General features: G+C 58.9%; 17 protein-coding genes. 7 read left to right on the top strand and 10 right to left on the bottom strand.

Annotated elements, in window-relative coordinates; translation table 11 throughout:
* Positions 1-84: 84 nt before the first annotated feature.
* Complete coding sequence (locus tag GTQ55_RS09610; protein WP_161858538.1) at positions 85-1,020, top strand: LysR family transcriptional regulator; 936 nt, start codon at positions 85-87, stop codon at positions 1,018-1,020.
* A 12-nt stretch (positions 1,021-1,032) separates the two neighbouring features.
* Here GTQ55_RS09610 and GTQ55_RS09605 read toward each other — a convergent pair whose 3' ends face one another.
* From GTQ55_RS09605 to hrpB, 3 genes are all read right to left on the bottom strand, one after another.
* The gene (locus GTQ55_RS09605) at positions 1,033-2,553 is read right to left on the bottom strand and encodes a family 16 glycosylhydrolase (RefSeq protein ID WP_161858537.1); all 1,521 of its coding nucleotides are present in this window, start codon (positions 2,551-2,553) and stop codon (positions 1,033-1,035) included.
* 394 nt (positions 2,554-2,947) lie between these two features.
* Complete coding sequence (locus GTQ55_RS09600; protein ID WP_161858536.1) at positions 2,948-3,952, bottom strand: endo alpha-1,4 polygalactosaminidase; 1,005 nt, start codon at positions 3,950-3,952, stop codon at positions 2,948-2,950.
* Between the two features lie 183 nt (positions 3,953-4,135).
* The gene (hrpB, locus tag GTQ55_RS09595) at positions 4,136-6,703 is read right to left on the bottom strand and encodes an ATP-dependent helicase HrpB (protein ID WP_161858535.1); all 2,568 of its coding nucleotides are present in this window, start codon (positions 6,701-6,703) and stop codon (positions 4,136-4,138) included.
* Between the two features lie 43 nt (positions 6,704-6,746).
* On the opposite strand from hrpB, the gene tmpT reads away from it, so the two are divergent.
* On the top strand, positions 6,747-7,385 hold the full coding sequence (gene tmpT, locus GTQ55_RS09590) for a thiopurine S-methyltransferase (protein WP_161858534.1): 639 nt from the start codon (positions 6,747-6,749) through the stop codon (positions 7,383-7,385).
* 26 nt (positions 7,386-7,411) lie between these two features.
* Here tmpT and GTQ55_RS09585 read toward each other — a convergent pair whose 3' ends face one another.
* A complete protein-coding gene (locus tag GTQ55_RS09585) occupies positions 7,412-8,680 on the bottom strand; it encodes an APC family permease (RefSeq protein WP_161858533.1) in 1,269 nt (422 codons plus the stop codon).
* Between the two features lie 280 nt (positions 8,681-8,960).
* Here GTQ55_RS09585 and GTQ55_RS09580 point away from each other — a divergent pair, with 280 nt between their 5' ends.
* Positions 8,961-10,598, top strand: coding sequence for a sodium:solute symporter family protein (locus tag GTQ55_RS09580; RefSeq protein WP_161858532.1), 1,638 nt, complete (start codon positions 8,961-8,963; stop codon positions 10,596-10,598).
* Between the two features lie 101 nt (positions 10,599-10,699).
* Here the strand turns inward: GTQ55_RS09580 and GTQ55_RS09575 are convergent, their stop codons facing one another.
* Positions 10,700-11,083 (bottom strand): DUF6632 domain-containing protein, encoded by a 384-nt coding sequence (locus tag GTQ55_RS09575; protein ID WP_161858531.1) that lies wholly within the window; start codon positions 11,081-11,083, stop codon positions 10,700-10,702.
* A gap of 173 nt (positions 11,084-11,256) precedes the next feature.
* On the opposite strand from GTQ55_RS09575, the gene GTQ55_RS09570 reads away from it, so the two are divergent.
* Entirely contained in the window at positions 11,257-11,691 is a 435-nt protein-coding gene (locus GTQ55_RS09570) for a nuclear transport factor 2 family protein (RefSeq protein ID WP_202620609.1), read from the top strand.
* A gap of 39 nt (positions 11,692-11,730) precedes the next feature.
* Here GTQ55_RS09570 and trxC read toward each other — a convergent pair whose 3' ends face one another.
* From trxC to murI, 5 genes are all read right to left on the bottom strand, one after another.
* Positions 11,731-12,183, bottom strand: coding sequence for a thioredoxin TrxC (gene trxC / locus GTQ55_RS09565; RefSeq protein ID WP_161858529.1), 453 nt, complete (start codon positions 12,181-12,183; stop codon positions 11,731-11,733).
* 313 nt (positions 12,184-12,496) lie between these two features.
* Positions 12,497-13,570, bottom strand: coding sequence for a 3-deoxy-7-phosphoheptulonate synthase (locus tag GTQ55_RS09560; protein ID WP_161858528.1), 1,074 nt, complete (start codon positions 13,568-13,570; stop codon positions 12,497-12,499).
* 274 nt (positions 13,571-13,844) lie between these two features.
* Positions 13,845-17,351, bottom strand: coding sequence for a UvrD-helicase domain-containing protein (locus GTQ55_RS09555; protein WP_237567633.1), 3,507 nt, complete (start codon positions 17,349-17,351; stop codon positions 13,845-13,847).
* Positions 17,348-20,077 carry a PD-(D/E)XK nuclease family protein gene (locus GTQ55_RS09550; protein WP_161858526.1) on the bottom strand — a complete coding sequence of 910 codons (2,730 nt, stop codon included), beginning with the start codon at positions 20,075-20,077 and terminating at the stop codon, positions 17,348-17,350. The genes GTQ55_RS09555 and GTQ55_RS09550 overlap by 4 nt, the downstream gene beginning before the upstream one ends.
* 101 nt (positions 20,078-20,178) lie before the next feature.
* The gene (murI, locus tag GTQ55_RS09545) at positions 20,179-21,012 is read right to left on the bottom strand and encodes a glutamate racemase (RefSeq protein ID WP_161858525.1); all 834 of its coding nucleotides are present in this window, start codon (positions 21,010-21,012) and stop codon (positions 20,179-20,181) included.
* Positions 21,013-21,105: 93 nt separating this feature from the next.
* Here murI and GTQ55_RS09540 point away from each other — a divergent pair, with 93 nt between their 5' ends.
* From GTQ55_RS09540 to GTQ55_RS09530, 3 genes are read left to right on the top strand one after another with little or no spacing between them, the layout of a single operon-like run.
* Positions 21,106-22,518, top strand: a complete 1,413-nt coding sequence (locus GTQ55_RS09540; protein WP_161858524.1) for a DNA recombination protein RmuC — start codon at positions 21,106-21,108, stop codon at positions 22,516-22,518.
* Between the two features lie 3 nt (positions 22,519-22,521).
* Entirely contained in the window at positions 22,522-23,466 is a 945-nt protein-coding gene (locus GTQ55_RS09535) for an AEC family transporter (RefSeq protein ID WP_161858523.1), read from the top strand.
* A complete protein-coding gene (locus GTQ55_RS09530) occupies positions 23,463-23,927 on the top strand; it encodes a DUF2489 domain-containing protein (protein WP_161858522.1) in 465 nt (154 codons plus the stop codon). The genes GTQ55_RS09535 and GTQ55_RS09530 overlap by 4 nt, the downstream gene beginning before the upstream one ends.
* Positions 23,928-23,931: the final 4 nt, after the last annotated feature.

Here is a 23,931-nt window from a genome sequence, read left to right as displayed (position 1 = left end):
CAGACAATTGGATCGGATTAGTCACGTATTGGGAAACAGGTTGTTTCCATAATGGAAATAAACGGAATCACGGGGAGTCCACAAATGGATGACTCACTACATCTGCAATTACCCAATCTCTATGTATTTCAGCAGGTAGCAAAGCGTGGCAGTTTTCAGGCGGCCGCGGATCACCTGAAGCTGTCTCGTTCGGCAGTTAGCAAGAAAGTGGCGCAATTGGAGGATCGACTCAGTCAGCGCCTATTGCAGCGTTCTACCCGCAAGTTGCGCTTGACCGAATCCGGTGAGTCTTTGCTGCGGGCAACGGCGACGCTTGAGCAGCTGGTATTGAATACGGAGCAGATACGCCAGAACCGAGAGGAGCAGCCGAAGGGTTCGGTAAAGATCAGCAGTTCTACACTGATTACTCAACGCTTTTTAGTGCCGCTACTGCCGGAACTGCAGGCGGAGCTTCCCCTGGTTACCACAACCATCAACGCGGATGATCGTCAGGTAGATTTGATAGATACCGGCGTTGATATTGCTGTGCGGGTAGGGCACTTGCCGGATTCATCCCTGGTGGCGCGCCAGATCGGTGAAAAAACATGGGGTTACTTTGCCAGTCCGCTGTACCTGGAACGTTACGGGGAGCCGGCCACCCCTCGGCAGTTGCTGAATCATCGCTGTCTGGTATTCCAAAGTCAGCAGTTGAACGCGGATCATTGGCGATTTGCTGATCCCGAAGGGACTGACGACGTCATTGAGACTGTCACGGTCACCCCCGCGATGACCACTGATGACGGCCGCACGATGGTAGAAATGGCGACGTTGGGATTGGGTGTGATCCGCGTCGATCCCCTTTTGATTGGAGAGGAATTGGCTAGTGGGGTATTGGTGCCGGTTTTGCCACGTTGGCAGCACCCGGATAGCGTGCCCATTCACTTGATATGCCTGGGGCGGAAGGCCAGAAACCGCGCCGTAGACGCGGTCTGGGAGTTCCTGGGTGCGAGGCTACCGGGTTTGATCGGGAAGCATCGGTAGCCCCTACCGTCTTTACTGATAAACCCGCACGTAATCGACATACATGCGTTGTGGAAACACGCTGCTGCCATCCGGACTGCCGGGCCAGCTGCCGCCCACAGCGACGTTCAGCAGAATGAAGAAGGGGTGGTCGTATGCCCAGGGCCCGTACTGCTCGACCTGTGCCCGGGAGGCGTTGTAGAAATTGTTGCCGTCGACGTACCAGCTGATCCCATTGCTGTTCCATTCCACCGCATACACGTGGTAACCGGTATCGACACTTTGGCCCACATTGTAGGTGCCCATGATCGGTGTATTGCCGGAGTAACCGGGACCGTGCAGTGCACCGTGGGTGAGTGTTGGTTCAAAACCGACGTGCTCCATGATGTCGATTTCTCCTGAATTCGGCCAGGGGGTTCCAGTGCGAATATTGCCGCCCAGCATCCAGAACGCGGGCCAGATGCCCTGGGTCTGTGGCAGCTTGATACGGGCTTCGATACGTCCGTACTGAAATTCCTTTTTCCCAGCGGTAATCATGCGCGTGGAGGTGTACTGACAAGCGCCGTACCAGCAGCTGTTTCCGCCTTCGCGGCGCGCCTCGATCACCAGCACATTGCTGCCGGCCTGCGCGTCGTACTGGATCGACGCATTCTGGCCGGCGGTGTAGTACTGCAGCTCGCTATTGCCCCAGCCGCCGCCACCGGTTTCAAAGGTCCAGTTGGCACTGTTGATCGAGTCGAACTCGTCGCCCCATACCAGGCCATTATTTGCAGCAGGACTCACCACGATCGAGCTGATGTTATCGTTGAAGCCTTCGTTGTTGAGGCAGCCATCATCACCGGTCACCGTCACGGAGGCGCCGGAAAAATTGTTGTTTTCGTAGAGCGTGGCCTGATAGCCGGAAGATACGCGGATGGAGGAGGCATCGTCATTGACGAAGCCGAGGGCTTGCAGGGCTGCCAGATTGTAGCTGCCAACGCCGAGTGCCGCAGACCAGCCGCCGAAGTTACAGTGCTGGTAAACGGTCGCGACGCCGGTGCTCGGGTTATCTGCAACGACCTCGATCCAGTTCAGGTTCCAGTCTCCGGTCGCGGCGTAAACGCCCAGGCTATAGGTGCCCGCATCAATATGTACACGGTGGGAGATCGTCTGCCAGTTCTGCCAGCCACCGGTGTTGGGTACGCTCAGATTGCCGAGCACGATCGAGCCACCATTCAGGTCATTGGACAGGGTGCCGCCGGTGGGGCTGGCGACGCGGAACCGGATGGTGTATTCGCCGCTGGTGGGGATCGTCAGGTTGTTGTAGGCGAGCCATTCACCGGCGACAACCCAGCCGACGTTGTGGCCACCGCCAGTATCGGTGGTAGCTTCGATGTCGACATCATCCGCGCGGTAGGCGCCACCGGTATTACCGGGCGTGGTGTCGTAAAAGGCGTTGTAGTCCTCTGCCTGGAAGATGGTCGCGCTGGCTCCGGCAGATAACAACGTTGCGCAACACGCCGCAAGCAGGGTGCAGAGACCTCTGCGATATACAGTCTGTTTCGGTATTCTCATATTCGCCTTCTCATTTTTATTGTGAGGTGGGTGAACCCGCTTTTTCTGCTGTGTGAAGAATGCGGGTCCCGGAAATATCACGGGAAAATGAAGGTGTGGCGTCCCAGAACCACGTGAAAATAAAAGTGGCACGGGCAAAATGGGAAATTTGGCGGCTGCTTTTCCCGCTGGATGACATCGTTGTCGTAGCGCTGTGGGGTGTGAAAGAAATACAAGCAAGAGCGGGAAGAAAATGAGGTGTGGCACGATGGTGCCATATTGATCGACTGGCAATCTATTCTTTTAATTCGTACCAATCGTGCGTGCGGCGGGATGGGGGGCGGTCCCGCCTCCTATGCGATTATTTGAATAGGGCTGCTTTGCCTGGATAAATTGCCGGGGGCTTCTTACCTGGTCAGTTCTGGAAATGCTCGTACGCATCGAGACCTTGTAAGTAGGCACCGTCAAAACCTGCATTGGCGATTCTGTATATATAAGAGCTGGCTTCCCCGTAGATGATGTCTTGCCAGGCGGGGTTCCAGTAATTCACATAGTACTGCTCATCGCTATCGGGAACCTGCTCTTTCAACCAGTTTGGAGGATTGGATGCCCAGTGATTTTTCCAGTAGTAGCGGTTATTTTCAGCATTGCCAATATTTACGGTCGCAACGATCAGTCGCGTTGCCCCATTACGTTTTCTCTGCAACTGGCGAACCTGTTCTGATGTGAATTCCTCTCCGTTGAAAAAGAAGTCCAAAACAATCAGGTCGTAATCGGTTTCGGCGAGTGCATCAACCAGTTCCTGTCGAGTTGACTTGAGGCGGGTATCCGTCAAAACCAGAAAGTTGCTGGCCTCTGCAAGCTCGAGAATATCGCGACGATTTGCCTTATAGGGGTCCGTGGGATATATCGGAATATTGTCGAGTTCAGTGTGGTCAGCAACAAACCCCAGATAGCCCGCATCGTTATTCAGCTCGTACGCGTTATCGATTTTTTGCTCAGTTACGGCAAAGTCAGTCACCAATATAGTGGTGTTGCCTGTGTCTCGGGCCATATCCAGGTAGCTGCGCAAGCTATTGCGGCGGCTGTTGCTTGTTGGCAGATCGATTCCGTCATAGCCGTAAAAGAGTGAATCTTGTGCGACCCCGTCCAAACTGCGGATGTAAGCGTCGTCCGGGTCGCCACTGGTAAGTTCATTTGAACTCAACAAGGGCAAGGCGCCATGCCCTATAACAAAGAAGCCGGGTTTCAGTCCGCGGGCATAACCTCGAATACCGGCGACAAAGTCCCGCATTTCTTGAGGGTGGTCGGTGTAGCCCTGTTCAGGGAACATGTTGGGCACATCTTCAAAATTGCAGGCGCTGAGGGATGCTGTAAGTAGAGCGGGTAGCAGAAACTTTGCTGAGGAAGTCCATTTCATGGTGAGGGGCTCGGTTTAATGCACGGCAAAGCAGGGATTGTAACAATGTGGCGCCATCCAAGTCAGCACACCATTTGCGCGGTTTAAATCATGGGCCCGGCACGCCGTGGCGTCCCGAGGAGCCATGAGCGCAGGGAGCGCCTGCCGCAAATACATCTCTGGTCCAATCTGGAAGTTTGTCCATTACATTCTTTTTTTGGTTTTACTGGTTGCCTGCGCCGTTGCCGGGTCGTCCGGCCAGAAATGTTTCTGGTATTTGATACGCAGCTCTTTTTTGACCTCGTGATAGGTGTTCGCCCAGAAACTGGCGAGATCCCGGGTTACCTGCACCGGTCGCTGTGCCGGGGAGAGGAGGTGAATCATCAATGGGTAGCGGCCGTTGAGGATGGCCGGGGTCTGTGCGAGGCCGAACATTTCCTGTAAGCGCACTGGAAGCACCGGCGGTGACTCCCCGTATTGAATGGCAATGCGCGAGCCGCTGGGTACCTCCATGTGCGACGGTGCCAGTTCGTCAATACGCTGTTGTGTGGACCATTCCAGTTGCGCGAGCAGCAGGCTTTTCAGATCCAGTTGTTTGAGCTGGTCGAGCTTGTTCAGGCCATGTAGATGCGGCAGCAACCATTCATCCAGGGTTTCCAGTAAGGCCGACTCGCTCCAGTCCGGCAGTGAGAGTTGTTCCAGGAGATCCGGAAAGGCGTCTGCCTGCCCGGACAGGAAGCGCACTCGCTCTAGCAGGCTCTCGGACTCCTTGTTCCAGGGAAGGATGCGCAATCCCTTTTGTCGAATAGCGTCGAGCAGGGCGCGGCTCAGTAACTCCGGTGAAATTTCCTGGGCTGGTTTTTCTTCCAGGACCAGCTTCTCCAAGCGAGTTTGCTCGCTGGCCACGGCGCGCCCGGCGTTGTCGTCCCAGCGCACGGCGGTCTCGCGGATTATCCGATCATCGAAATGCTCGTACAGGGCCTCACTGGAAATACGCGCGGCCAGTTGAATGCGGGCATCGCGTCCGTGGCCATCGAGATCGGCGACCACCAGATATTCTTCGTGGGCCAGTTCGTCGTCGTGGGAGAAGTGCGCACCGCGACCGTTGGACAGCAAAAAACGTCGCCCGCGGTCGTGACGATTTTTGGCGATGCGATCCGGGTAGGCGTGGGCGAGTAGTACGCCGGTACTTTCCATGTGGTCCGGACGCGCCTGAGTGATATCCGCACGCGCCGGTAACTGCGCCTTCCAGATTTTGGCCTGCTGGCGGATGCGCTGCACCGCGCCTTTGTCGGAATGTCGCTCGGCACCCCGGCCTGTACCGCTGCGCTGGGTGCCGGCCAGCACTTCCATGCGCTTGTGAATGTCGCGGTCCCAGCGTTGCTCACCGCGGAAAATATCCCGTTCCGAAAGCAGTGCCGCGAGCAAGCAGGCCTGCTCTGCGAGCCCCAGAGCATTGCCGCACAGCATCATGTGTGCCAGCCGCGGGTGGGTTCCCAGATTCAGCATCGCCTCGCCGTGGGCGGTGATACGCAGGTCTTCATCCAGCGCGCCCAGTTCCTGCAACAGCGTGCGCGCCTGGGCGACGGGGCCGGGTGGAGGGATATCCAGCCAGTGCAGCTCCGCCACATCGGTCACCCCCCATTGTGCGAGATCCAGCATGACCGGAGCCAGGTCGCTCAGGAGGATCTCGGGTGCGTTTTTCTTCGCCATTCCGCGCTGGGTGGATTCACTCCACAAGCGCAGGCTGCGTCCGGCGCAGAGGCGTCCTGCGCGGCCGGTGCGCTGGGTTGCGGATGACTGCGAGATTTGCGTGGTCACCAGACGGTTCATGCCGGTGTTGGGATCGAAGCGGGATTCGCGCATCAGGCCGGAGTCCACCACCAGTCGGATGCCTTCGATGGTGATGGATGTCTCGGCGACATTGGTGGCGAGGACAATTTTGCGCCTGCCGCCAGGGCAGGGGGCGATGGCAGAATCCTGCTGCTGTTTGCTCAGGTCGCCGTACAGCGGTGCGACGACGATGTCCGCGCGATCGGCAAAGGCTTCCCGCAGGTTGCTTTCCACTTCGCGTATTTCCCTTACGCCGGGCAGAAAGGCGAGCAGGCTGCCTTCTTCTGATCCCACCAGTTCCCGAATCTTGCGGCTCATCAGTGCCGGAAGTTGGCGGGTATCCTCGGGTACTTCCCGATGGGAAAGGTATTCAATCTCTACCGGGTAGGCGCGGCCCTCGCTGGTGATGACCGGCGCATCGCCGAGGAGCCCGGCAACGGCACCCGCATCGAGCGTGGCGGACATCACCAGCAGCTTAAGATCTTCCCGCAGTACTTCCTGGGACTGCAGGCTCAGGGCCAGTGCGAGATCGCCCTGCAGATTGCGCTCGTGGAATTCGTCGAAGATCACCAGTGCGGTGTCGGCGAGCTCGGGGTCGGACTGCAGCAGGCGGGTCAGAATCCCCTCGGTAACGACGAGAATCCGGGTATCCGGGCCGGATTTACGCTCCGCCCGAATCTGGTAACCCACGGTCCTGCCGACCGGCTCGCCGAGCAATTCCGCCATGCGCGCGGCCGCGGAGCGCGCGGCAAGACGCCGTGGTTCCAGCATGATGATCTTGCGGTTCTGCAGCCAAGGGCTATCCAGCAGAGCAAGGGGTACAGCGGTGGTTTTACCGGCCCCGGGGGGCGCCTGTAAAACCACGTTGCTGTGCTCGGTGAGCGCGTCTTGCAGCTCAGGCAAGACGTCCTGGATGGGCAAACTGGGTAACTCTGGCATGGGTGCTATTATACCCGCCAGTTTCTGCATTGGAGAGATCTCGATGGAAAAAGCATTCTGGTTGAATAAATGGCTGAGCAATGAGATCGGCTTTCACAACCCCGAGGCCCACGGGCTGTTGGTCAAGTATTTCGGGCAGCTGAAATTGACACCCGGGAGCCGTGTATTCGTGCCCCTTTGCGGCAAGACACTGGATATCGGCTGGTTGCTCAAGCAGGGCTTCAGTGTTTGCGGTGCAGAGCTGAGCGAGGATGCGGTGATCCAGCTGTTTGAAGAATTGGCGGTTGAACCCGAAATTGTGGAAGTGGGCCCGTTGCGGCGCTATGGCAACGAATGTATCGACATTTACGTGGGCGATATTTTTCACCTTTCACGAGAAGATCTGGGACCCGTGGATGCCATCTACGACCGTGCGGCGCTGGTGGCCTTGCCGGAAGCCATGCGCCATCAATACACACAACACCTGATTCACCTGACAGATACTGCCGCTCAATTGCTCATCACGTTTGACTACGATCAACAGCGGATGCCGGGACCTCCGTTCTGTGTCAGCGATCAGGAAGTCGCGCAACATTACGCTGCCGATTACCAACTGGTACTCGTAGATAGTGTTGAGGTGCCCGGGGGGCTAAAGGGCAAGTGTCCTGCCCAGGAGAAAGTCTGGCTGCTGAAAGGCAAATGATGGGGTGCGCAGCCGATGCGCGGACATCAGTGCCGGCGGCGCACAAGCTTCATAATGTAAGGGCGCCCGAAGGCGGCAAAGCCAAGCAGGATGCCCAGCGCGGCCAGGGCGATCGGGCTGGTTTCGGCAAGTCTTACGACCAGCGCAACAAAAGCCGCGGCTGCCGCCAGTGCGCCAAAGCCAGTAATGAAGCGTAGGCCGGCGCGTTTTTGGAATGCCAGCGCGCAGACCACCGAGAATGTCAGCAGGAACGCCAGACTGGCGGCCTCTACCAGCAACTCGAGCGAGCCGATGGATGCCAGCAACGCTGCGCCTACCCCCAGAGAGAGCACCGCGCGGTCGGGAATTCCCTGTTCATCCTGATGGCTAAACACACGGGGCAGCTCCCCGGCATCGGCTACTGTGCGGCTGAGTCTCGCGGTGGCAAACAGGGTTGAGTTGATCGCCGAACCGGTGGAAAAAGCCGCGGCGATGGTGACGATAATCAGCCCCGCTGTGCCCAGTGCCTCCCGCCCGGCGATTGCCAGTGCGACTTCTTTGTGTTTCACCACCTGGTCCGCACCAATCAACATCGCTGTGCCGATTGCTACCAGAATGTAAACCACGATCACCACCGCGATGGCCGAAAGCATCGCCCTCGGCATCGTCTTGGCCGGATCCTTGATATCGTCGTAGTCGTACGAAAGTAGCTGGAAGCCTTCATAGGCCATGAAAATTGCAGCCGCACCGAAGATCGCCGCGCCGACACCGTTGTCGTTGATTCCCTGCGAGAGCATGTCTGGTTGCCAGCCAGCCAGCCCCCAACATGCCAGCCCCAGCAGTACCACCAGCTTGAACCAGACCAGAAACGTTTCCACCCAGCCCGCTTCGGCAACGCCTTTCAGGTTAAGCGCAATAAAAACAGATATGATCAAGATGGCAAAAAAGCGGGCGAACAGTGGCCCCAGGTCCAGCACATAGCTTATATATTGTCCGAAGGTAAACGCGTACACCGCATTGGTCAGCACATATCCAACAATCAGTATCCACGCCAGACTGGCAGCAAATCCGTCCCTGTCGACCTTGCGAAGATAGGTAAACGCGCCGCCCCCCTCGTGATAGTGCCTTGCAAGGCTGGCATAGCTGTAACCGGCGGCCAGGGAAATCACGCCGGCCACCAGAAAGCTCAACCACGCCCGGGGGCCGGCAACCTCGATCACCACGCCCAGCGTGGAGAATATCCCGCCACCAATCATGCCGCCCACGGCCATGGACCAGGTGGCCTGAAAGCCCAGTTTGGGGGTCGAATCACTCACGCAGTTGCTTCACCGGGTTACGTTGAAAGGGGTACCGAAAAGTCCAGGCACATAAAACGTTACTGGATGGACATCGAAACCTTGTCGATACAGATTTTAGCTTACGGGTATGTTTGCCAAATTCGGCGGCAGGAGCAAGTAACAGAGCTGCACTTGACGAGGGTGGGCCGGCTTCGGGGCGAGGTTTGATCGACACTGGCATAAGCGAAATATTAACGGCAGGATAAAGATTCAGGTCGAGGTTTAGACACACGATTGCATTCAGAACACAGGGATCGCGATGAGCCAGACTATTTCGTGGATTGATTGGGCCATTATCGCTGTGTACGGTTTCGGGCTGCTGGCGATGGCGTACTGGCTGGCGCGTCGCCAGGAGAGCAGGGAAGACTACTATGTGGCCGGCCGCAACGTCGGCCCCTGGCCGGTGGGGCTCTCCATTATGGCTACCCAGTGTTCCACCAACAGTATTCTCGGGGCCCCGGCGTTTGTGGCCTTTGCGGCCGGGGGTGGATTGCTCTGGCTCCAGTACGAGCTGGCGGTGCCGCTGGCCATGGTGGTACTGATCCTGTTTGCTATGCCACTGTTCCGCCACCTGCAGCTGGTGTCGGTGTACGCCTATCTTGAGCAGCGCTTTGATCTTCCCACGCGCCTGACCTTGAGTGGTCTGTTCCTGTTTGTGCGTGCCTTCGCCACCGCGGTAACGGTATACAGCATTGCGCTGGTGATCGACCTGATCACCGGATTAGGGTTCACCGCGTCGGTGGTACTGCTGGGGGCATTTACCGTTGTGTACGACGTGATGGGTGGTATACGGGGAGTTATTTATTCCGATGTCCTGCAATTGCTGATTCTGGCCGCGATGCTGGTACTGGTGCTGATTTTTCTTGTGGATGCCAGCGGTGGGTTCACGCAGATGTGGCAGTCATTCGATGCCGGCCGCAAAACCACCCTGGACTTTTCCCACCACGGATTTGGTGACGGTCAGACGTTCGCCTTCTGGCCAATGCTGATTGGCGGCCTGTTTCTGTACGTTTCCTACTACGGCTGCGATCAAAGCCAGGTGCAACGCCAGCTCAGTACCCGGGATATCGATGCCACCAACAACGCACTGCTGATCAACGGCCTGCTGCGCTTCCCGCTGGTATTGCTGTATTGCCTGGTGGGTGTTGGCATCGCGGTTTACGCCACGCAAAATCCCCAGTTTATCGCGGCACTCCCGGATTCCGGAGGGGGGCCGGAATACAACCTCGCCGTACCGCTGTACATGATTAATGCACTCCCGGTCGGTTTGGTGGGTCTCAGTCTCGTCGCGCTGTTTGCCGCGGCCATGTCCTCACTGGATTCCGTGCTGAACTCCCTCAGCGCCACCACTATGGAAGACTTTGTGCGCCGCTTTCACCGCGGAAGCTGGAGCCCCCACAAGGAGCTGATACTTTCCCGGGGGATAACCGCAATCTGGGGTGGCGTTACGCTACTAATGGCATTCTATGTGGGAGATATTGCCCCAACCGTACTCGAAGCCATCAACAAGATCGGCTCTCTCGCCAATGGCCCGATACTCGCGGTTTTCGTACTGGGCTTTCTGACGCATCGTGTAGCAGGGCCACATGCGATTGCCGGCTTGCTACTGGGCATGATCACCAATGGCACTTGCTGGATTTTCCTGCCGGATATTTCCTGGCTATGGTGGAATGTGATCGGGTTTGCGGTCGCGGTGGTGGTTGCGCTGGCGTTGTCATACCTGGCTCGTATTCACCGGGTAGGGCACAACGCCCGCGAGGAAAATGTTGATCTTTATGAATCTGCAATCCGCCACCATTTACGTGAGGAGGCCCGGCATAACTGGTACAGACGAAGTTTATGGTTGGTGGCGTGGTTTACCGGTTTGTTGGTATTGCTTCTGTATTTAAATACATAAGGTCGCGACTTTACGTGATCGCCTCATTACGTTCGTAACGCTAAACGTAGCGCTTGCGATAGTGTTCATCCCAACCTGAATCAGGATATATTCTTCCGTACTCACGCTTTGCTCGTACGTGGCATCAAATACCATAGTACGGCTGCCACTAAAAAGAGCGCCGGCACGTCACCCAGCAGGTTTGCACGCTCGGTTTCATCGACAATCGCCTGTACCAGCATGATTCCACCGTGAACAATACTTGACCAGACCGTAAACCAGATAAGGCTCGTATTAGCCAGCGGATCTTTTGCGGCACGGATTAAAAACACTCCAAGGGTCGCATAAACACCCATGATCATCTGTTCATACTCGGGCTGCCGGGGTGTCCAGCCCCAGCCGGAAGGCCATATCCACATCATCATCGCGTAGATGCCGAAAATAAATATGACGCCAAATACGATAAGGGCCACTTTAAGATACTTGAGCTTCTGCTGTTCTTGCATAACCAGTTCCTCGAGAGATTTAATGGGTATAGCATTTGTTGCTGATTTGACTACTTAATCGGGCGACATACTGGCAGTAACAACAATGGGAGGACGCTGATATGGCTATTCGAGGCATATCATGGGTAAAAGCTTGGTTACTGTTTGCATCGGTTATGCTGCAGACAGGTTTGGTGTCAGCCGATACGAATACCAATTCAGAAGCAGAGTCTGCCATTGCCAGGCAACTGGATGAATTTCACCAGGCCGCGGCGAACGCGGACTTCGATGCCTACTTTGGCCGGTTCAGTAAAGACGGTGTCTTTATCGGCACCGACGCCAGTGAACGCTGGAGCGTAGAAGACTTCAAACAGTATGTGAAACCGTATTTCAGCCAGGGCAAAGGCTGGACCTATGTGCCGCGAGACCGCACCATCGTGGTCCACGACGGCGTAGCCTGGTTTGACGAGTTGCTGGATAACGAAGCTTACGGCGAGTGCCGCGGGAGCGGGGTACTGGTCAGAGAAGGCGGGCAGTGGAAGATCGCCCAGTACAACCTGCACTTCCCCGTACCGAACGATCTCGCCAAGCAGATTACACAAATGATCCGGAAATCCCGGAAAAAGTAGGCTGATTGAGATAGATGACAGCCGGAGTTCGCTATTGCCTCAAGTGCACTTCGGGAGCTGCTCACCCAGCCACTGGATAAACTGTGGCTTCGGTAAGGCGCCGGAAAGACGTGCAATTTCACGTCCGCGATGAAAAACCATCAGCGTCGGAATCGACCGGATTTGGAAAGCACCGGCAGTCTGCTGATTAGCTTCTGTGTCCAGTTTGACAAACACCGCACGCGTCGCCAGTTCCCCGGCAACCTGGCTGAATACCGGCGCGAACTGCTGACAGGGTCCGCACCAGGTGGCCCAGAAATCCACCACCACCGGCAGGTCACTCTTGTCGATGAAACGGCGGAAATTGGCATCGGTGCCATTGATCGGGTGGCCATCCACCAGTGGCGCGCCACATTTGCCACACCGCGGGCGATCGCCGAGTCGTTGGTGAGGTACACGGTTCGGCGTGGTGCAGGAAGGGCAGATGACCTGGGTAAGTTGAACGTCAGACATCGAAATTCTCCTTGAGCGGGCAGGGTGGAAGTGTGAACCAGCCTAGAACGAAGCGCCATCCACCCGCCTGATTTTAACCGAATCCAGCAGCGCAGGGTCTGCCATGCGCAGGTTTACTGCGATGTGCTTGGTGGGGCACTTCCCTGTCGTGATGTAATGCGTTACGCACCCGCAGCTATGGTAGCGGTGGTACTCGATATCCCGGTCGCCCAAAATGCAGTCCGCGCTGCTGAGTCGCGAATTTCAAATAAAAAAAGCCGGCGATGCCGGCTTTTTTGGATCTTGGCAGGGTTAGCTTTGGCCATTGCGTGCCTTATCCCAGTCGAGCCTTGAGCGGGCCGCGCAGTTGCTCCGCCATATTCAGCAGCAGTTTTTCGGTAGTGTCCCAGTCTATGCACTTGTCGGTAACGGAAACGCCGTATTCCATCTGGCTACGATCTTTGTTGATCTTCTGGTTGCCGGCCTTCAGGTTGCTCTCGACCATGATACCGATAATGGACTTGTTGCCATCCAGGATCTGGTGGGTGACGTTGTCCACGACCAGCGGTTGCAGCTCGTGGTTTTTGTTGGAGTTGGCGTGGCTGCAGTCGACCATGATATTGGGCACCAGGCCGGCGTCTTCCAGTTCTTTCTCGCACATGGCGACGCTCACGGAGTCATAGTTGGGCTTTTCGTTGCCACCGCGCAGTACCACGTGGCCGTATTTGTTGCCGGCGGTGTGGATGATCGCTACCTGGCCTTCCTTGTTGATGCCCAGGAACCGGTGCGGGTTGGCGGTGGACTGAAGGGCGTTGATAGCAACTTCCAGGCTGCCGTCGGTGCCATTCTTGAAGCCCACGGCGGAGGAGAGGCCGCTGGCCATTTCCCGGTGGGTCTGGGATTCGGTGGTGCGCGCGCCGATGGCGGACCAGGAGATCAGGTCCTGCAGGTACTGGGGAGAAATCGGGTCCAGTGCCTCGGTGGAGGTGGGCAGTCCCAGCTCGGCGATGTCCAGCAGGAGTTTACGGCCGATGTGCAGGCCGTCTTCGATCTTGAAAGAGTCGTCCAGGTGCGGGTCGTTGATCAGGCCTTTCCAGCCCACGGTGGTGCGGGGCTTTTCAAAATACACGCGCATGACGATCAGCAGGGTGTCGGCGACCTTGTCGGCCAGCGCCTTGAGGCGCTTGGCATAGTCGATGGCGGCGTCCACATCGTGTACGGAACAGGGACCGATGACGACCATCAGGCGGTGGTCTTTGTGGTCCAGAATATCGCGCACTGCGGCGCGTCCGGCGGCGACTGAAGCTTCGGCAGCCTCGCTGACGGGCAGTTCCGTTTTCAGCGCTTCCGGGGTGATGAGGATGTCCTGGGAGACGACATTCAGGTCGTCGAACTGCTGAGTGGTCATGATTAAATCACTACTTTTTCAATAATTTTTTCGCGTCCGTGCCCGCAAACCGTGCTCTGCGGGGCAGTTATGCTAACCAGTGGCGGGGATGAGGGCTAGCGTTTCATTTGAAACAGTTTTACGCGTCACGGATTTGACGTGAAGGTGGAACGTTTATCCGGGTAATCTGGATTCTCTTGGGATGATATTGTGCGGTGTGAGGCTGCAATCGGCTATGGGTAGGACAGGCCAACCATTCGGTGGGCCTGTCCTTGTTCTACTATTTAAACGGCGGCTACTCCGGGGGGAGTTCCACGAGTGCCTGCAGCAGAGGGAAGTAGAGGGCGCAACGGATGGTGGTTTCACCCCGCTGATAGAACAGTTTGCGATAGCCATCCAGCTGCTTGCGGTAGCGCTCCAGCTGGTCGGTGAAAAACGCATTGCGCTCTTCATCTGCGGTGGGCTCTGCGGTCTTGTAGTCGACGATCCAGCGGCTTCCCTGCTCATCCACAAAGGTGCGGTCGATGATCGAGCGGCGCAGTTGCTGGCCGCCGCTGTGCAGTTCGAGTTCGGCCGCAGAATCCCGATGGTTGCTATCGAGAATCCAGCGCCCCTGTTCACAGTCGAGGGTGCGCAGTATCGCCTGCTCGACTTTGTCTGTTGCTTCTTCCAGTTTGCTGCCGTGGATACCGAGCTGGCTCAAGCGCAGTCGCCACAGGGGGCGCATTGATTGGGAGAGCGCCTGTGGGTCCTGTTCCATCAAGCGATTGTTTTCACTCAGGGTGGCGAGGGTTTCGTGGGCGACGGTACCGGCGTGGCGGAACCAGCGCTGGGCCACCTGGCCCATTTCCGGCAGGTTGGGTTCTTCGGTTTCCTTGGGCCGGTAATCCGGTGTGCGGTATTCGGCCAGCCACTCCTGTTTTGGCAGCGCGGGGGGTTGCCATTTACCGGGCAGGCGTAGCAGGTAATCGTAGTTGCCGTTGGAGGCCCCGGCTGCCTCGTTGTGCTCGGGGGCTTCTGGCCAGTGGCACCAGTCGGCCTCTTCGTTGCTGGTGATTGTGGGCCAGATGCCGGCGAGCAGGGCGGCGGCCCCCGGTGCCTTCAGGGAACCTTTCTTCTCATCCCGCTGCACGCAGGCCAGCAGGTGCAGCGAACGGATGGCGCGGGTGCAGCCTACGTAGAGCAGGCGCGTGCCCTCGAGGCGTTCGCGTTCGTTGTTGTCGTGCTTCAGGTAATCAAAGAGCGGGTCGCTGTCACCGCGGGCGCTTTTGGGCGCGAGCATGAAGCGGCTTTCGCCGGTGCCGTTGAGCCATTCCGCCCAGCGCAGCAGCTGGTCGCCACCGGGCTTGCCGCCCTGGTCCAGGCCCGGGATCAGCACGTGCTCGAATTCCAGCCCTTTGGATTTGTGGATGGTCATCACCTGCACGCTGGCATCATCGCCGGGACGGGCGAAGAGCTTTTCCAGCGCGTTCTGGAACTGCACCCAGTCGGCGATGGCGCCGCCGGTGTCGAACTTTTCCAGCAGCTGGAAAAAATCCTGCACGTTGTCGAGTTCCGCTTTATGCGCGACGGTGGCCGCGCCGCCCAGTGCCAGCCACAGGCCTTCTATCCACAATCGCAGGGGTTTGCGACCGCGCTGTTGCCAGGCCTGCAACATCGGGCTGGCGATGCGTTGCAGGCGCTCGCGGCCGTCCTCGCTGAGCAGCGGGATTTCCACATCGCCACTGGCGCACTCCTGCAGCGCGAGGATAAGCGGACGCGCGCTGGTATCCGTGGGCGCGGTGTAATCCTGCTGGCCGGGGCTGCCATTGCCCCAGTTGGCGAGGGTGTACAGGTCGGGCAACTGCAAACCGCACCAGGGCGCGCGCAGTACCGAGAGCCAGGCAATGCGGTCGCTGGGGTCGAGCAGGGCGCGGGTGAGGCTGAGCAGGTCGAGCACCACCATCTTGCTCGCCAGTGGTGCCAGGTCCGGAGCCTGGAATGGAATGCCGGCAGCGCTGAGTGCGGGCAGTATCCGGCCGAGGTGTTTTTTCTTGCGTACCAGTATTGCCACACGACCTTGCGGGTCCTCATTGCGTAACGCTTTCACCAGCTCTACCGCCTGCTCGGCTTCCAGATCGCGGTTGTCGTCGTTGACGCAGCCGTAGAAGTTCACCGCCGGTGCGGGCCACTTGCTGCCTTTGAACGCGTGGGACTGTAAATACTTCACAGCGCCGCGGCTGATGTTGTCTTTGGCCGGGAAGGCACGCAGGAAGGTGCTGTTGACCCAGTCCACCACCGCGCTCTCGGAACGGAAGTTCACCTGGAGGTCGAGGGGTTCCAGGTCCACCTGGCCAATACCGCGCGCGCGGGCATCGAGGAAGATGCCCACATTGGCATTGCGGAATCCGTAGCAGGACTGCATGCCGTCACCGACGATAAACAGGGTGCGGCCATCGCCGGGCTCCCAGCCCGCGGTGAGCTTTTCCAGCAGTTGCAACTGCATCTGCGAGGTGTCCTGGAATTCGTCCACCAGGATGTGGCTGGTCTGCAGGTCCAGTTTCAGGGCCAGGTCGGTCGGGGCATCGCTGTTGCCCAGGGCAATGAGAGCTGCCTGGGCGACCTCGGTGTAGTCCGTCGCGCCGAGCTGCTGAAACACCACCTTAAGTTGTGCTACCAGTTTGGGCAGTACCTGAGCCAGGGCCTGTAGCAGTTCCCACTGGCTGTCTTGCAATCCACTGGGCAGTTTGCGGGTTTCGTTCAGTGCGGCCAGCAGGTCGTCATTGGCCGCGAGTTCCGCCAGCAGGGCCTTGATGCGGGATTTGTACTCATCGGCGAGCGCCGTCTCGGGATCTTTTTTGTCGATCGGTGGAAAGCCGATGCGTTTGTCGACCGATTTGCGCGGGCTGCCGGTGCCGGTCAGCAGCAGTTCCGTCAGTGCCAGCCACTGGGGCAGGGCGCTGCTGTCGGTTGCCGGGAGTGCGCTGATGTCGGCGCAGGCGCACAGGGGGTGACCGGGTTTGTCTTTTTGCAGGTTTTTGGCCGCATAGCTGGCGAGTTCCACCAGCTCGCCGGCGTAGCCTTTCAGTGCGTTCGCGAGTTTTTCGAGATTCTCGCCAACCAGTTCGTCGATGGCGAAATGGAAATAATCCTGCGCACCCTGGTGGCCCACACTGAGCAAGGGGCCGAGCCACTGGTCGCGCTTCTCCAGCAGTATCTGCAGCAGTTTGTTGAGCTGGCCGAGGTCGTTGTCCAGGTGCAGCAATAGCTGTTGCAGCGCGCTGTCCGGGGTTTCCCCGTCGAGCTGCTTGAGCAGGTTCACCACGGCCATTTCAAACGCGATCTCGGTCTGCTCCAGTGGCTCCCCCGGCGCACCCAGGCCGCTTTCGATCGGCAGCTGGCTGGCAAGGCTGCGGCAGAGGCCGTCGATGGTTTGTATCCGCAAGCGCTGGGGCATCTGTAGCAGCTGCCAGTTCTGCTCCTGGTCCCGGGCCAATAGCGCGCGCGCCAGGTCCCAGGTGATTGCATCGTGCGGGTTGTGCGGGCGCTCGGAGTCGCGGGCATGTTGCAGCGCTTCGATCAGGCGTTCGCGCATCTCCCCGGCGGCTTTGCGGGTAAAGGTAATCGCCAGTACTTCTTCCGGCTGCTGGCACGCGGTGAGCAGTTTGAGCACGCGCTGGGTGAGCAGGCCGGTTTTACCGGAGCCAGCAGGGGCGGAGACGGCAAAACTCGCGGAAATATCCAGCGCGCGGGCTCGCGCCTCGGCATCGATGGGCTGTTTCGATTCAGTCATGGTCTTTTCTGGCGTTACTACCTGGCTCATTGCGCTGCCTGCTCCCGTTCCGGCCAGCGGTTCAGGGGCCAGAGATCGCTTTGATTGGTGTTGTCCTGCTTGCGGTCAAATTGCAGGGTGGCGACACCGTTGCGATATTCACCGGCGAGCAGTTCCAGTCCCTGTTGCCAGTGCTCCACCAGGTCTTGCCAGGTGGCGAAGGGGGAGTCTTTCAGGGTGTCGGCAACCGCCTTTATGCCGTCGATGGGCTGCTGCAATTCCCCGCAGCCCTTCCATTTGCAATCACTGGTACGCACCTGACCGAACGCGATCGCGTGCGCGTTTTGCTGGAACAGGGCATACAGCGGCAGCTGGGGTTCGCGGATACGGGTTTGCAGCCAGTCGCTGATCGTTGGCTGGCCGGTTTTGTAGTCGATCACCAGCGCCTGTGGTGTTGCACCATCGGAACTGCTCAGGATATCCAGGCGGTCAAGCCGCAGATTGAACTGCAGTTCGTTGATGGAGACCTGCTGCTCCCACTCGATTTTTTCTACGGTGAAGGTCGGGCGGTTCGCTTCCAGGTCCAGCCACTGTTTTATCAGCCGCTCGAGTCGTTGCTGCTCCATTTCCCAGAAGCCGTGGGGCAGGTGTCCATGTTTTTTGCGCGCACTGCGCAACGCATTGTCGATGGCGGTCTGAATCTGTTGTGTGCGTTCCTGCTCATCCAGGGCATACAGGTTTTCGCTGTTGCCGCACACTTGCCAGAACTCTGCCAGCACCTGATGCACAACGTTGCCGCGCTCGGCGGGGCTGAGGCCGATGGTGGGCGCCATATAATTCTGCGCGCCGAGGCGGTAACGCAACTGGGCATTCAGGGGGCATAGCGCCTGCGCCTTCAACACCGAGGCGCCGCCGCGCACGCGTTCGCATTCGGCGGGTAACAAGGGCGGCAGTTTTGCGTCCTGTACCTGCTCCAGGGCAGTGGCGCCGGCGAGTTGTTGCTGGTGCGCACTTAGTGCGTCGGATTCCAGCAGCGGTATTTTTTCCCGCTCGCCAAACAGTGTGCTCATCCCCTGATGCACACCATCTTCTTCCGAGGCATAGCTGACAACGATATCGGTGCTGGCATTGAGCAGGTCGTCGGTGAGTTCGCGGGCAAGTTCCAGTTCGCGCTCGGCGCTGGCGCGGGGCATTTTCCAGTGCTTTTGCCACTGGATCGGCAGCAGCGGATTGGGGGCCGGGGCCGTGGGCCACTGTTGCTGGCCGAATCCCACCAGCCACAGGTGGTCGAAGGACAGGCCGCCGGCTTCCAGCACGCCCAGGATCTGCAGCGGGCCGTCGCGGGTCTCTGCCTGAAAGGGCGTACGGTTGGCAATCTGGCGAAGTTGCTGCAGTGCCTGGGTCAGGGTGAGCGTGCCGGCGAATGCGGAGAGGCTGGCGAAATCTTCCAGCGTGCTCTCCCAGTGCATCAGCTGCTGGTATTCCTGACTGTCCGGGTTGCGGTTGCCGGGCCAGCCCAGGGTGTTTAAAACTTGCGAGAAGCGCGCAGCCCAGATTTCCGCCGGGGCTCTCTGCCAGCGGCGCTGCCAGTCGCCGAGTTTTTCCAGTTGGCCCGGCAGTTTGAGCGCCTCGGGGGCGGTGTTGCCCGGACCTTCGGCGATACGCTCAGCCCAGTAGCGCAGGGTGGCGCCGTCTATACGTCGCAATTCCATTTTCTGTATGCGCCGAAACAGGGCACTGCGCAACCAGAGCTCTTCTTCGGATCCCCACAGGGGGTTGAACAGCAGGTTGCGCAGTTGCGAGTAGTCCCATTCGTCAGTGAGCAGATCCAGCAGTTGCAGGGCAGTGCTGCCTACCGGGGTGTTCGCCAGCGGGGTACCGGCGGAAAAGTTGAACGGCAGTGTGTAGCGGGGCTGTGCCGGATCGAGAATCTGTGGTTCCAGAATACGCGCGAACACCGATTCCACCAGTGCGCGGCACTGGCCGAGATTGTTCACCACAATGCCGACACTGCTGCGCGGGTTCTGCTGTAACTTCTGTGCTGCCCAGCGGGCTGCCTGAACCAGTTCCTGTTCCAGGTTCTGGCAGGGGGCTGCTTGCACATGAGCGCCGCGACGGGTGCCCGGGTGATTGACGATCTGTGATGCCGCGCTGTCGATGATCGACTGGTGCAGCGGTGATATCTGGGCGAACCCGGCGGTATCGATGTGAGGCAGCCTGGCCAGTGCGCCTTCCTCAAATGCGCGCAGGATCAGTTGGTCCCTCTGGTCCGGGGTGATCGCGTTATGCGCGTGTATCTGCGCGGTGAATGCGCGAATCATGGCAAACAGCGGGAAGGCTTCGGCGTCCAGGGACAGCGCGAACTGTTCCAGCAGCGGCTCGATGGCTGTATCCATCTGGTCGAGATTGTCGACCAGCCGCCACTGCAGCAACTGGCTGAGGGCGCTGTCGGCGTCGCGGCAGAGCTGTGTGCTGTTCAGCAGGGCGCGGTCGAGGGCGTCGTCCAGGGCCGTTTGCCACAGGAGCTGTCGCTGCTCGCGGTTGAGCACCTGCTTCAGTGCGGGCGGCCAGCCTTGCTGCTGCAGCCGGAACCACTGCTTGTCCAGCCAGCCCTGCAAGGATTCCACCGGTGGCGGCGTCCAGCAGGTATTGGGGGGCTGGTTGCTGGCGTACACCTGTTGGCATCGGTTGCGCAGGCGATTGTTGGGTGTCAGCAGCAAGCCGCCATCGGGCTGTTGCGAAAAAATTTCCAGTACGGGGAATGCCGGTTGCAGCATGGGTGTAGCAGGCCTGATGTCATTTTTTTATAGCGCGGTGAAGATGTTTTTCACCGTCGCGGTTTGTCGGGGTTGTGTCAACTGCTGTCACCGCGACCGGGTTACCCGGCGGCGTCAGTGAGGGCGTGGCACTGGGGCGAAAACTCGGCGAAGGCGAGGGCAATCCGGTTGTCCGGGTCCTCGGCACTCATCAAAAGCTGGCTGGCAGCGGGCGTATCGGGGAGCTCCAGTTTCAGCTCGTCGAGCCACCAGCGCACGCGACGGGCAATGGCGGGGCCCGAATCGAGCCAGCGGATACTTCTTGGCGCGAACCTGTCCAGTTCTTCGCGCAACAGGGGGAAGTGTGTGCAGGCGAGAACCGCAATATCCACCTTGTCGCCCCCGGCGGTATCAAAAATCCGGTGTAGCACCGGTGCCAACTGTCCAGCGGTGATCGTCTCGCCGCGCAATTTGGCTTCCGCCAGTTGGACCAGTTCCGGCGCTGGAACATTGATCACCCGCTGGCCGTTAGCGAACTGCGCGATCAGGTCCCGGGTGTAACCGCGACTGACAGTGCCCTCTGTGGCGACCAGGGCAATGGTGCCGCTGCGGGTTTCCGCCGCCGCGGGCTTGATGGCGGGCACGACGCCCACCACCGGGTGCTCCAGCGTATCTCGCAATTCGGGGAGCGCCAGGGTGCTGGCGGTATTACAACCGACAACCAGCATGTCCGCCTGGCTGGCCGCCATCATGGCGGTGGCAACCTGTACGATCCGCGGGCGCAGGACTTCTTCTGGCTTGTCGCCATAGGGGTAGAAACCGTTGTCGACACCAAAGTGCAGAGTCAGCCCGGGGATCTGTCGGCGGATCTCCCGCGCAATGCTGATGGCACCGACCCCGGAATCGAATATCAATGCGCTGGGCGGACTGCTAAAATGGCCGCTTCCTGTTGGCATGTAAAAAGCTATCTCCTCAAGGCTCCCGAAGCGTACTCGCGCTGGCCAAGGATACCCCAGCCGGCGACATCAAATTAAGTTTAAGTGATTTTTATGACCTGGTTTCCCCTGCAGATCTCCCTGGAACAAGCCATTATCGCCGGAGTGGTCACACTGGTGGTGTTGGTGCTGTCGGTCTGGGCGGGACGTTCGCGGCTGGTTGGTCAGCTGCGCGAGCTGCAGGCGGAGCGCCAGATCAGCGCCGCGCAGTTGGCCAGCGCGCTGGAGCGGGAGACCCGGCTGGATCTGGATGTGCAGCAGTTGCGGGAAGAGCTGGGCAACAAATCCCAGCAGCTGGCGCGCTACCAGGTACTGGTAGAAAAGAGCGAAGCCTCCCTGGCGGAACAGAAGCAGCAGCTGGAGCAGACCCGCACGGCCATGACCCAGCAGTTCGAAAACCTCGCCAACCGCATCTTCGAAGAAAAGCAGCAGGTGTTCGCGCGCCGCAGTGAAGACAGCCTCAAGAAAAGCCTGGATCCGCTGGAGCGCCAGCTGGGGGATTTCCGCAAGCGTGTGGAGCATGTTTACGATCAGGAGAACCGCGAGCGCGGCAGTCTGGTGGGCCAGATCAAGGCGCTGCGCGAGCAGACCCAGCGCATCAGCGACGAGGCCCTGAACCTGACCTCAGCCCTCAAGGGCGACCGCAAGATCCAGGGCAATTGGGGAGAAGTGGTGCTGGAGCGCCTGCTGGAAGAATCCGGCTTGCAAAAGGGCCGCGAATACGAAACCCAGGTGTCGCTGAAAGACAGCACTGCCGAGGGCCGTCGCCGCCAGCCGGACGTGATCGTGCGCCTGCCGGAAAACAAGGACCTGATCATCGACTCCAAGGTGTCGTTGGTGGATTACGAGCGCTACGCCTCCGCCGAGACCGACGAGGAGCGCAGCCAGGCACTCAAACAACACGTCAATTCCCTGCGTGCGCATATCACCGGGCTCAATAAGAAAGCCTACGAACAGCTGGAAGGGGTGCGTACCCTCGACTTCGTGTTCATCTTTGTGCCCATCGAGGCGGCCTACATGCTCGCGATGCAGGCGGACCCGGAGATGTTCCGCTTCGCCTACGAGCGCCAGATTGTTCTGGTGAGCCCCACCAGCCTGATGGCGACCCTGCGTACCGTGGAGAATATCTGGCGCTACGAAAAGCAGAACAAGAACGCGGAAAAGATCGCCGACGAGGCGGGCAAGCTCCATGACCAGTTTGCACTGGTGCTGGAATCCCTGGATAACCTTGGTGGCCGCATCCGACAGGCCGACGAGGCCTTCCATGAAACCTACAAGCGTCTCGCCACCGGGCGCGGCAATGCGGTGAAGCGCATCGACAGTCTGCGCAAGCTGGGAGCCAAGACTCGCAAGCAGATCGCCGCCGACCTGCGGGAAAAGGCCGAAGACAGCCACAAGTTGCCGGCACCGGAAAGGACATCGGAAGAGGCGGACGAGCAACTGGCCACCGAAAGCGAAACGGAATAAACCTTGGACGCTATCCTGGATACATTCTCGTTTGCGCTCTCGGTCACCGCGCCGATCTTCCTGACCCTGTTGGTGGGTTACGGGCTGGCGCGGGTAAACCTGCTCAGCGAGTCTTTTGTCGACGACGCGTCCAAGCTGGTGTTTCTGGTAACCCTGCCAGCGCTGTTGTTTTTCAATATTTTTGGCTCCAACGCCCACCTGGGTGATGAGTGGCCGCTGTTGCTCGCCGGGTTGATTGGTACGATTCTGACGGTGCCGCTGGCCTGGTTGGTGGCGCGCCCACTGGAGCATGGCGATCGCAGCGCCTTCATTCAGGGCGCCTTCCGCGGCAACCTCGGTATTATCGGCCTCGCTTGGGCGGCGAATGCCTACGGCGCCTCGGGTCTGGCCCAGGCCGCGTTGCTGATGGCAGTGATTACGATCTTTTACAACATCGCGGCGGTGGCACTTTTTGCGGTGTACAGTCAGAAAGCGCAGTTCAGCTGGAACAAGCTGGCAAAGGATATCCTGCGCAACCCGCTGATCGTGGCGATCGTGCTGGCGCTAGTGTCGAAGGCTGTGGGCCTCAGGCTGCCACAGGTAATCGTGCAGACCGGTGAGTACCTGGCCTCGGTAACCTTGCCACTGGCGCTGCTGTGCATCGGTGCCAGCCTGGATCTCAGCATGTTACGGCGAAGCTCCTTCGGGGCATTTGCGGCTAGCGCGTTCAAGTTGCTGGTTGTGCCGGTGGTACTTGTGGCGGTAGGGCTGCTGTTCGGGCTCGGTGACCAGTCGCTGGCAATTCTGTTTCTGCTCGCGGCGGCGCCAACCGCGTCTGCCTCCTTTATCATGGCGCGCGCGCTCGGCGGCAACAGCCAACTCGCGGCCAACATCATTGCGATCAGTACTCTGTTTTCTATTATTACCGCGAGCCTCGGGCTCGCGCTGTTGAAGGTGTATCTCCCATGACTGAAGTACCTGTATGGATACTGGTAATTGCCGGCTTGATTATTTTTGTGTTGTCGGCAGTGGCTACCTATTACTGCCTGGAGTTGCGCAAGGCGCGCAAGCTGCAGAAGCAGCAACTGGCCGAGATCGAAGTGGCGGCGGAAGCACAGCGCGAGCGGGTCAATACCAGTATTCAGATCATTGCCAAGACGTTGCTGGATGAGGGTGTCGGGCTTACCGAAGCGTCCCTGCGTATTCGCGTGTTACTGGATTCACTGCAGGTAGAGCCGACGGTCAAGGAAGAGTTTGTGGCCTTTTACAAGGTGGCGGACCAGACCAGCCATATTCCGATCCTTCAGGACTGGAAAAAGCTTACCCGCAAAGAGCAGTTTGCGTTCGAGAAAGAGATGGCGCGGGTGGAATCGGAGTACCGGGACTTTGCCCTGGATGCCGCCAAGCGGATTCTTGGCCGCAACTTCTGACTGG

The organism is Microbulbifer hydrolyticus, assembly GCF_009931115.1.
Taxonomy (GTDB): Bacteria; Pseudomonadota; Gammaproteobacteria; order Pseudomonadales; family Cellvibrionaceae; genus Microbulbifer; species Microbulbifer hydrolyticus.
The sequence above is the reverse complement of the archived record's forward strand: the minus strand, read 5'-3'. Positions and strand labels throughout refer to the sequence as shown.

Bases quoted from the DNA above. Each gene is read 5' to 3' on its own strand.
- GTQ55_RS09610 (WP_161858538.1), top strand. From the start codon at position 85: ATGGATGACTCACTACATCTGCAATTACCCAATCTCTATGTATTTCAG.
- GTQ55_RS09605 (WP_161858537.1), bottom strand. From the start codon at position 2,553: ATGAGAATACCGAAACAGACTGTATATCGCAGAGGTCTCTGCACCCTG.
- GTQ55_RS09600 (WP_161858536.1), bottom strand. From the start codon at position 3,952: ATGAAATGGACTTCCTCAGCAAAGTTTCTGCTACCCGCTCTACTTACA.
- hrpB (WP_161858535.1), bottom strand. From the start codon at position 6,703: ATGCCAGAGTTACCCAGTTTGCCCATCCAGGACGTCTTGCCTGAGCTG.
- tmpT (WP_161858534.1), top strand. From the start codon at position 6,747: ATGGAAAAAGCATTCTGGTTGAATAAATGGCTGAGCAATGAGATCGGC.
- GTQ55_RS09580 (WP_161858532.1), top strand. From the start codon at position 8,961: ATGAGCCAGACTATTTCGTGGATTGATTGGGCCATTATCGCTGTGTAC.
- GTQ55_RS09575 (WP_161858531.1), bottom strand. From the start codon at position 11,083: ATGCAAGAACAGCAGAAGCTCAAGTATCTTAAAGTGGCCCTTATCGTA.
- trxC (WP_161858529.1), bottom strand. From the start codon at position 12,183: ATGTCTGACGTTCAACTTACCCAGGTCATCTGCCCTTCCTGCACCACG.
- GTQ55_RS09560 (WP_161858528.1), bottom strand. From the start codon at position 13,570: ATGACCACTCAGCAGTTCGACGACCTGAATGTCGTCTCCCAGGACATC.
- GTQ55_RS09555 (WP_237567633.1), bottom strand. From the start codon at position 17,351: ATGAGCCAGGTAGTAACGCCAGAAAAGACCATGACTGAATCGAAACAG.
- GTQ55_RS09550 (WP_161858526.1), bottom strand. From the start codon at position 20,077: ATGCTGCAACCGGCATTCCCCGTACTGGAAATTTTTTCGCAACAGCCC.
- murI (WP_161858525.1), bottom strand. From the start codon at position 21,012: ATGCCAACAGGAAGCGGCCATTTTAGCAGTCCGCCCAGCGCATTGATA.
- GTQ55_RS09540 (WP_161858524.1), top strand. From the start codon at position 21,106: ATGACCTGGTTTCCCCTGCAGATCTCCCTGGAACAAGCCATTATCGCC.
- GTQ55_RS09530 (WP_161858522.1), top strand. From the start codon at position 23,463: ATGACTGAAGTACCTGTATGGATACTGGTAATTGCCGGCTTGATTATT.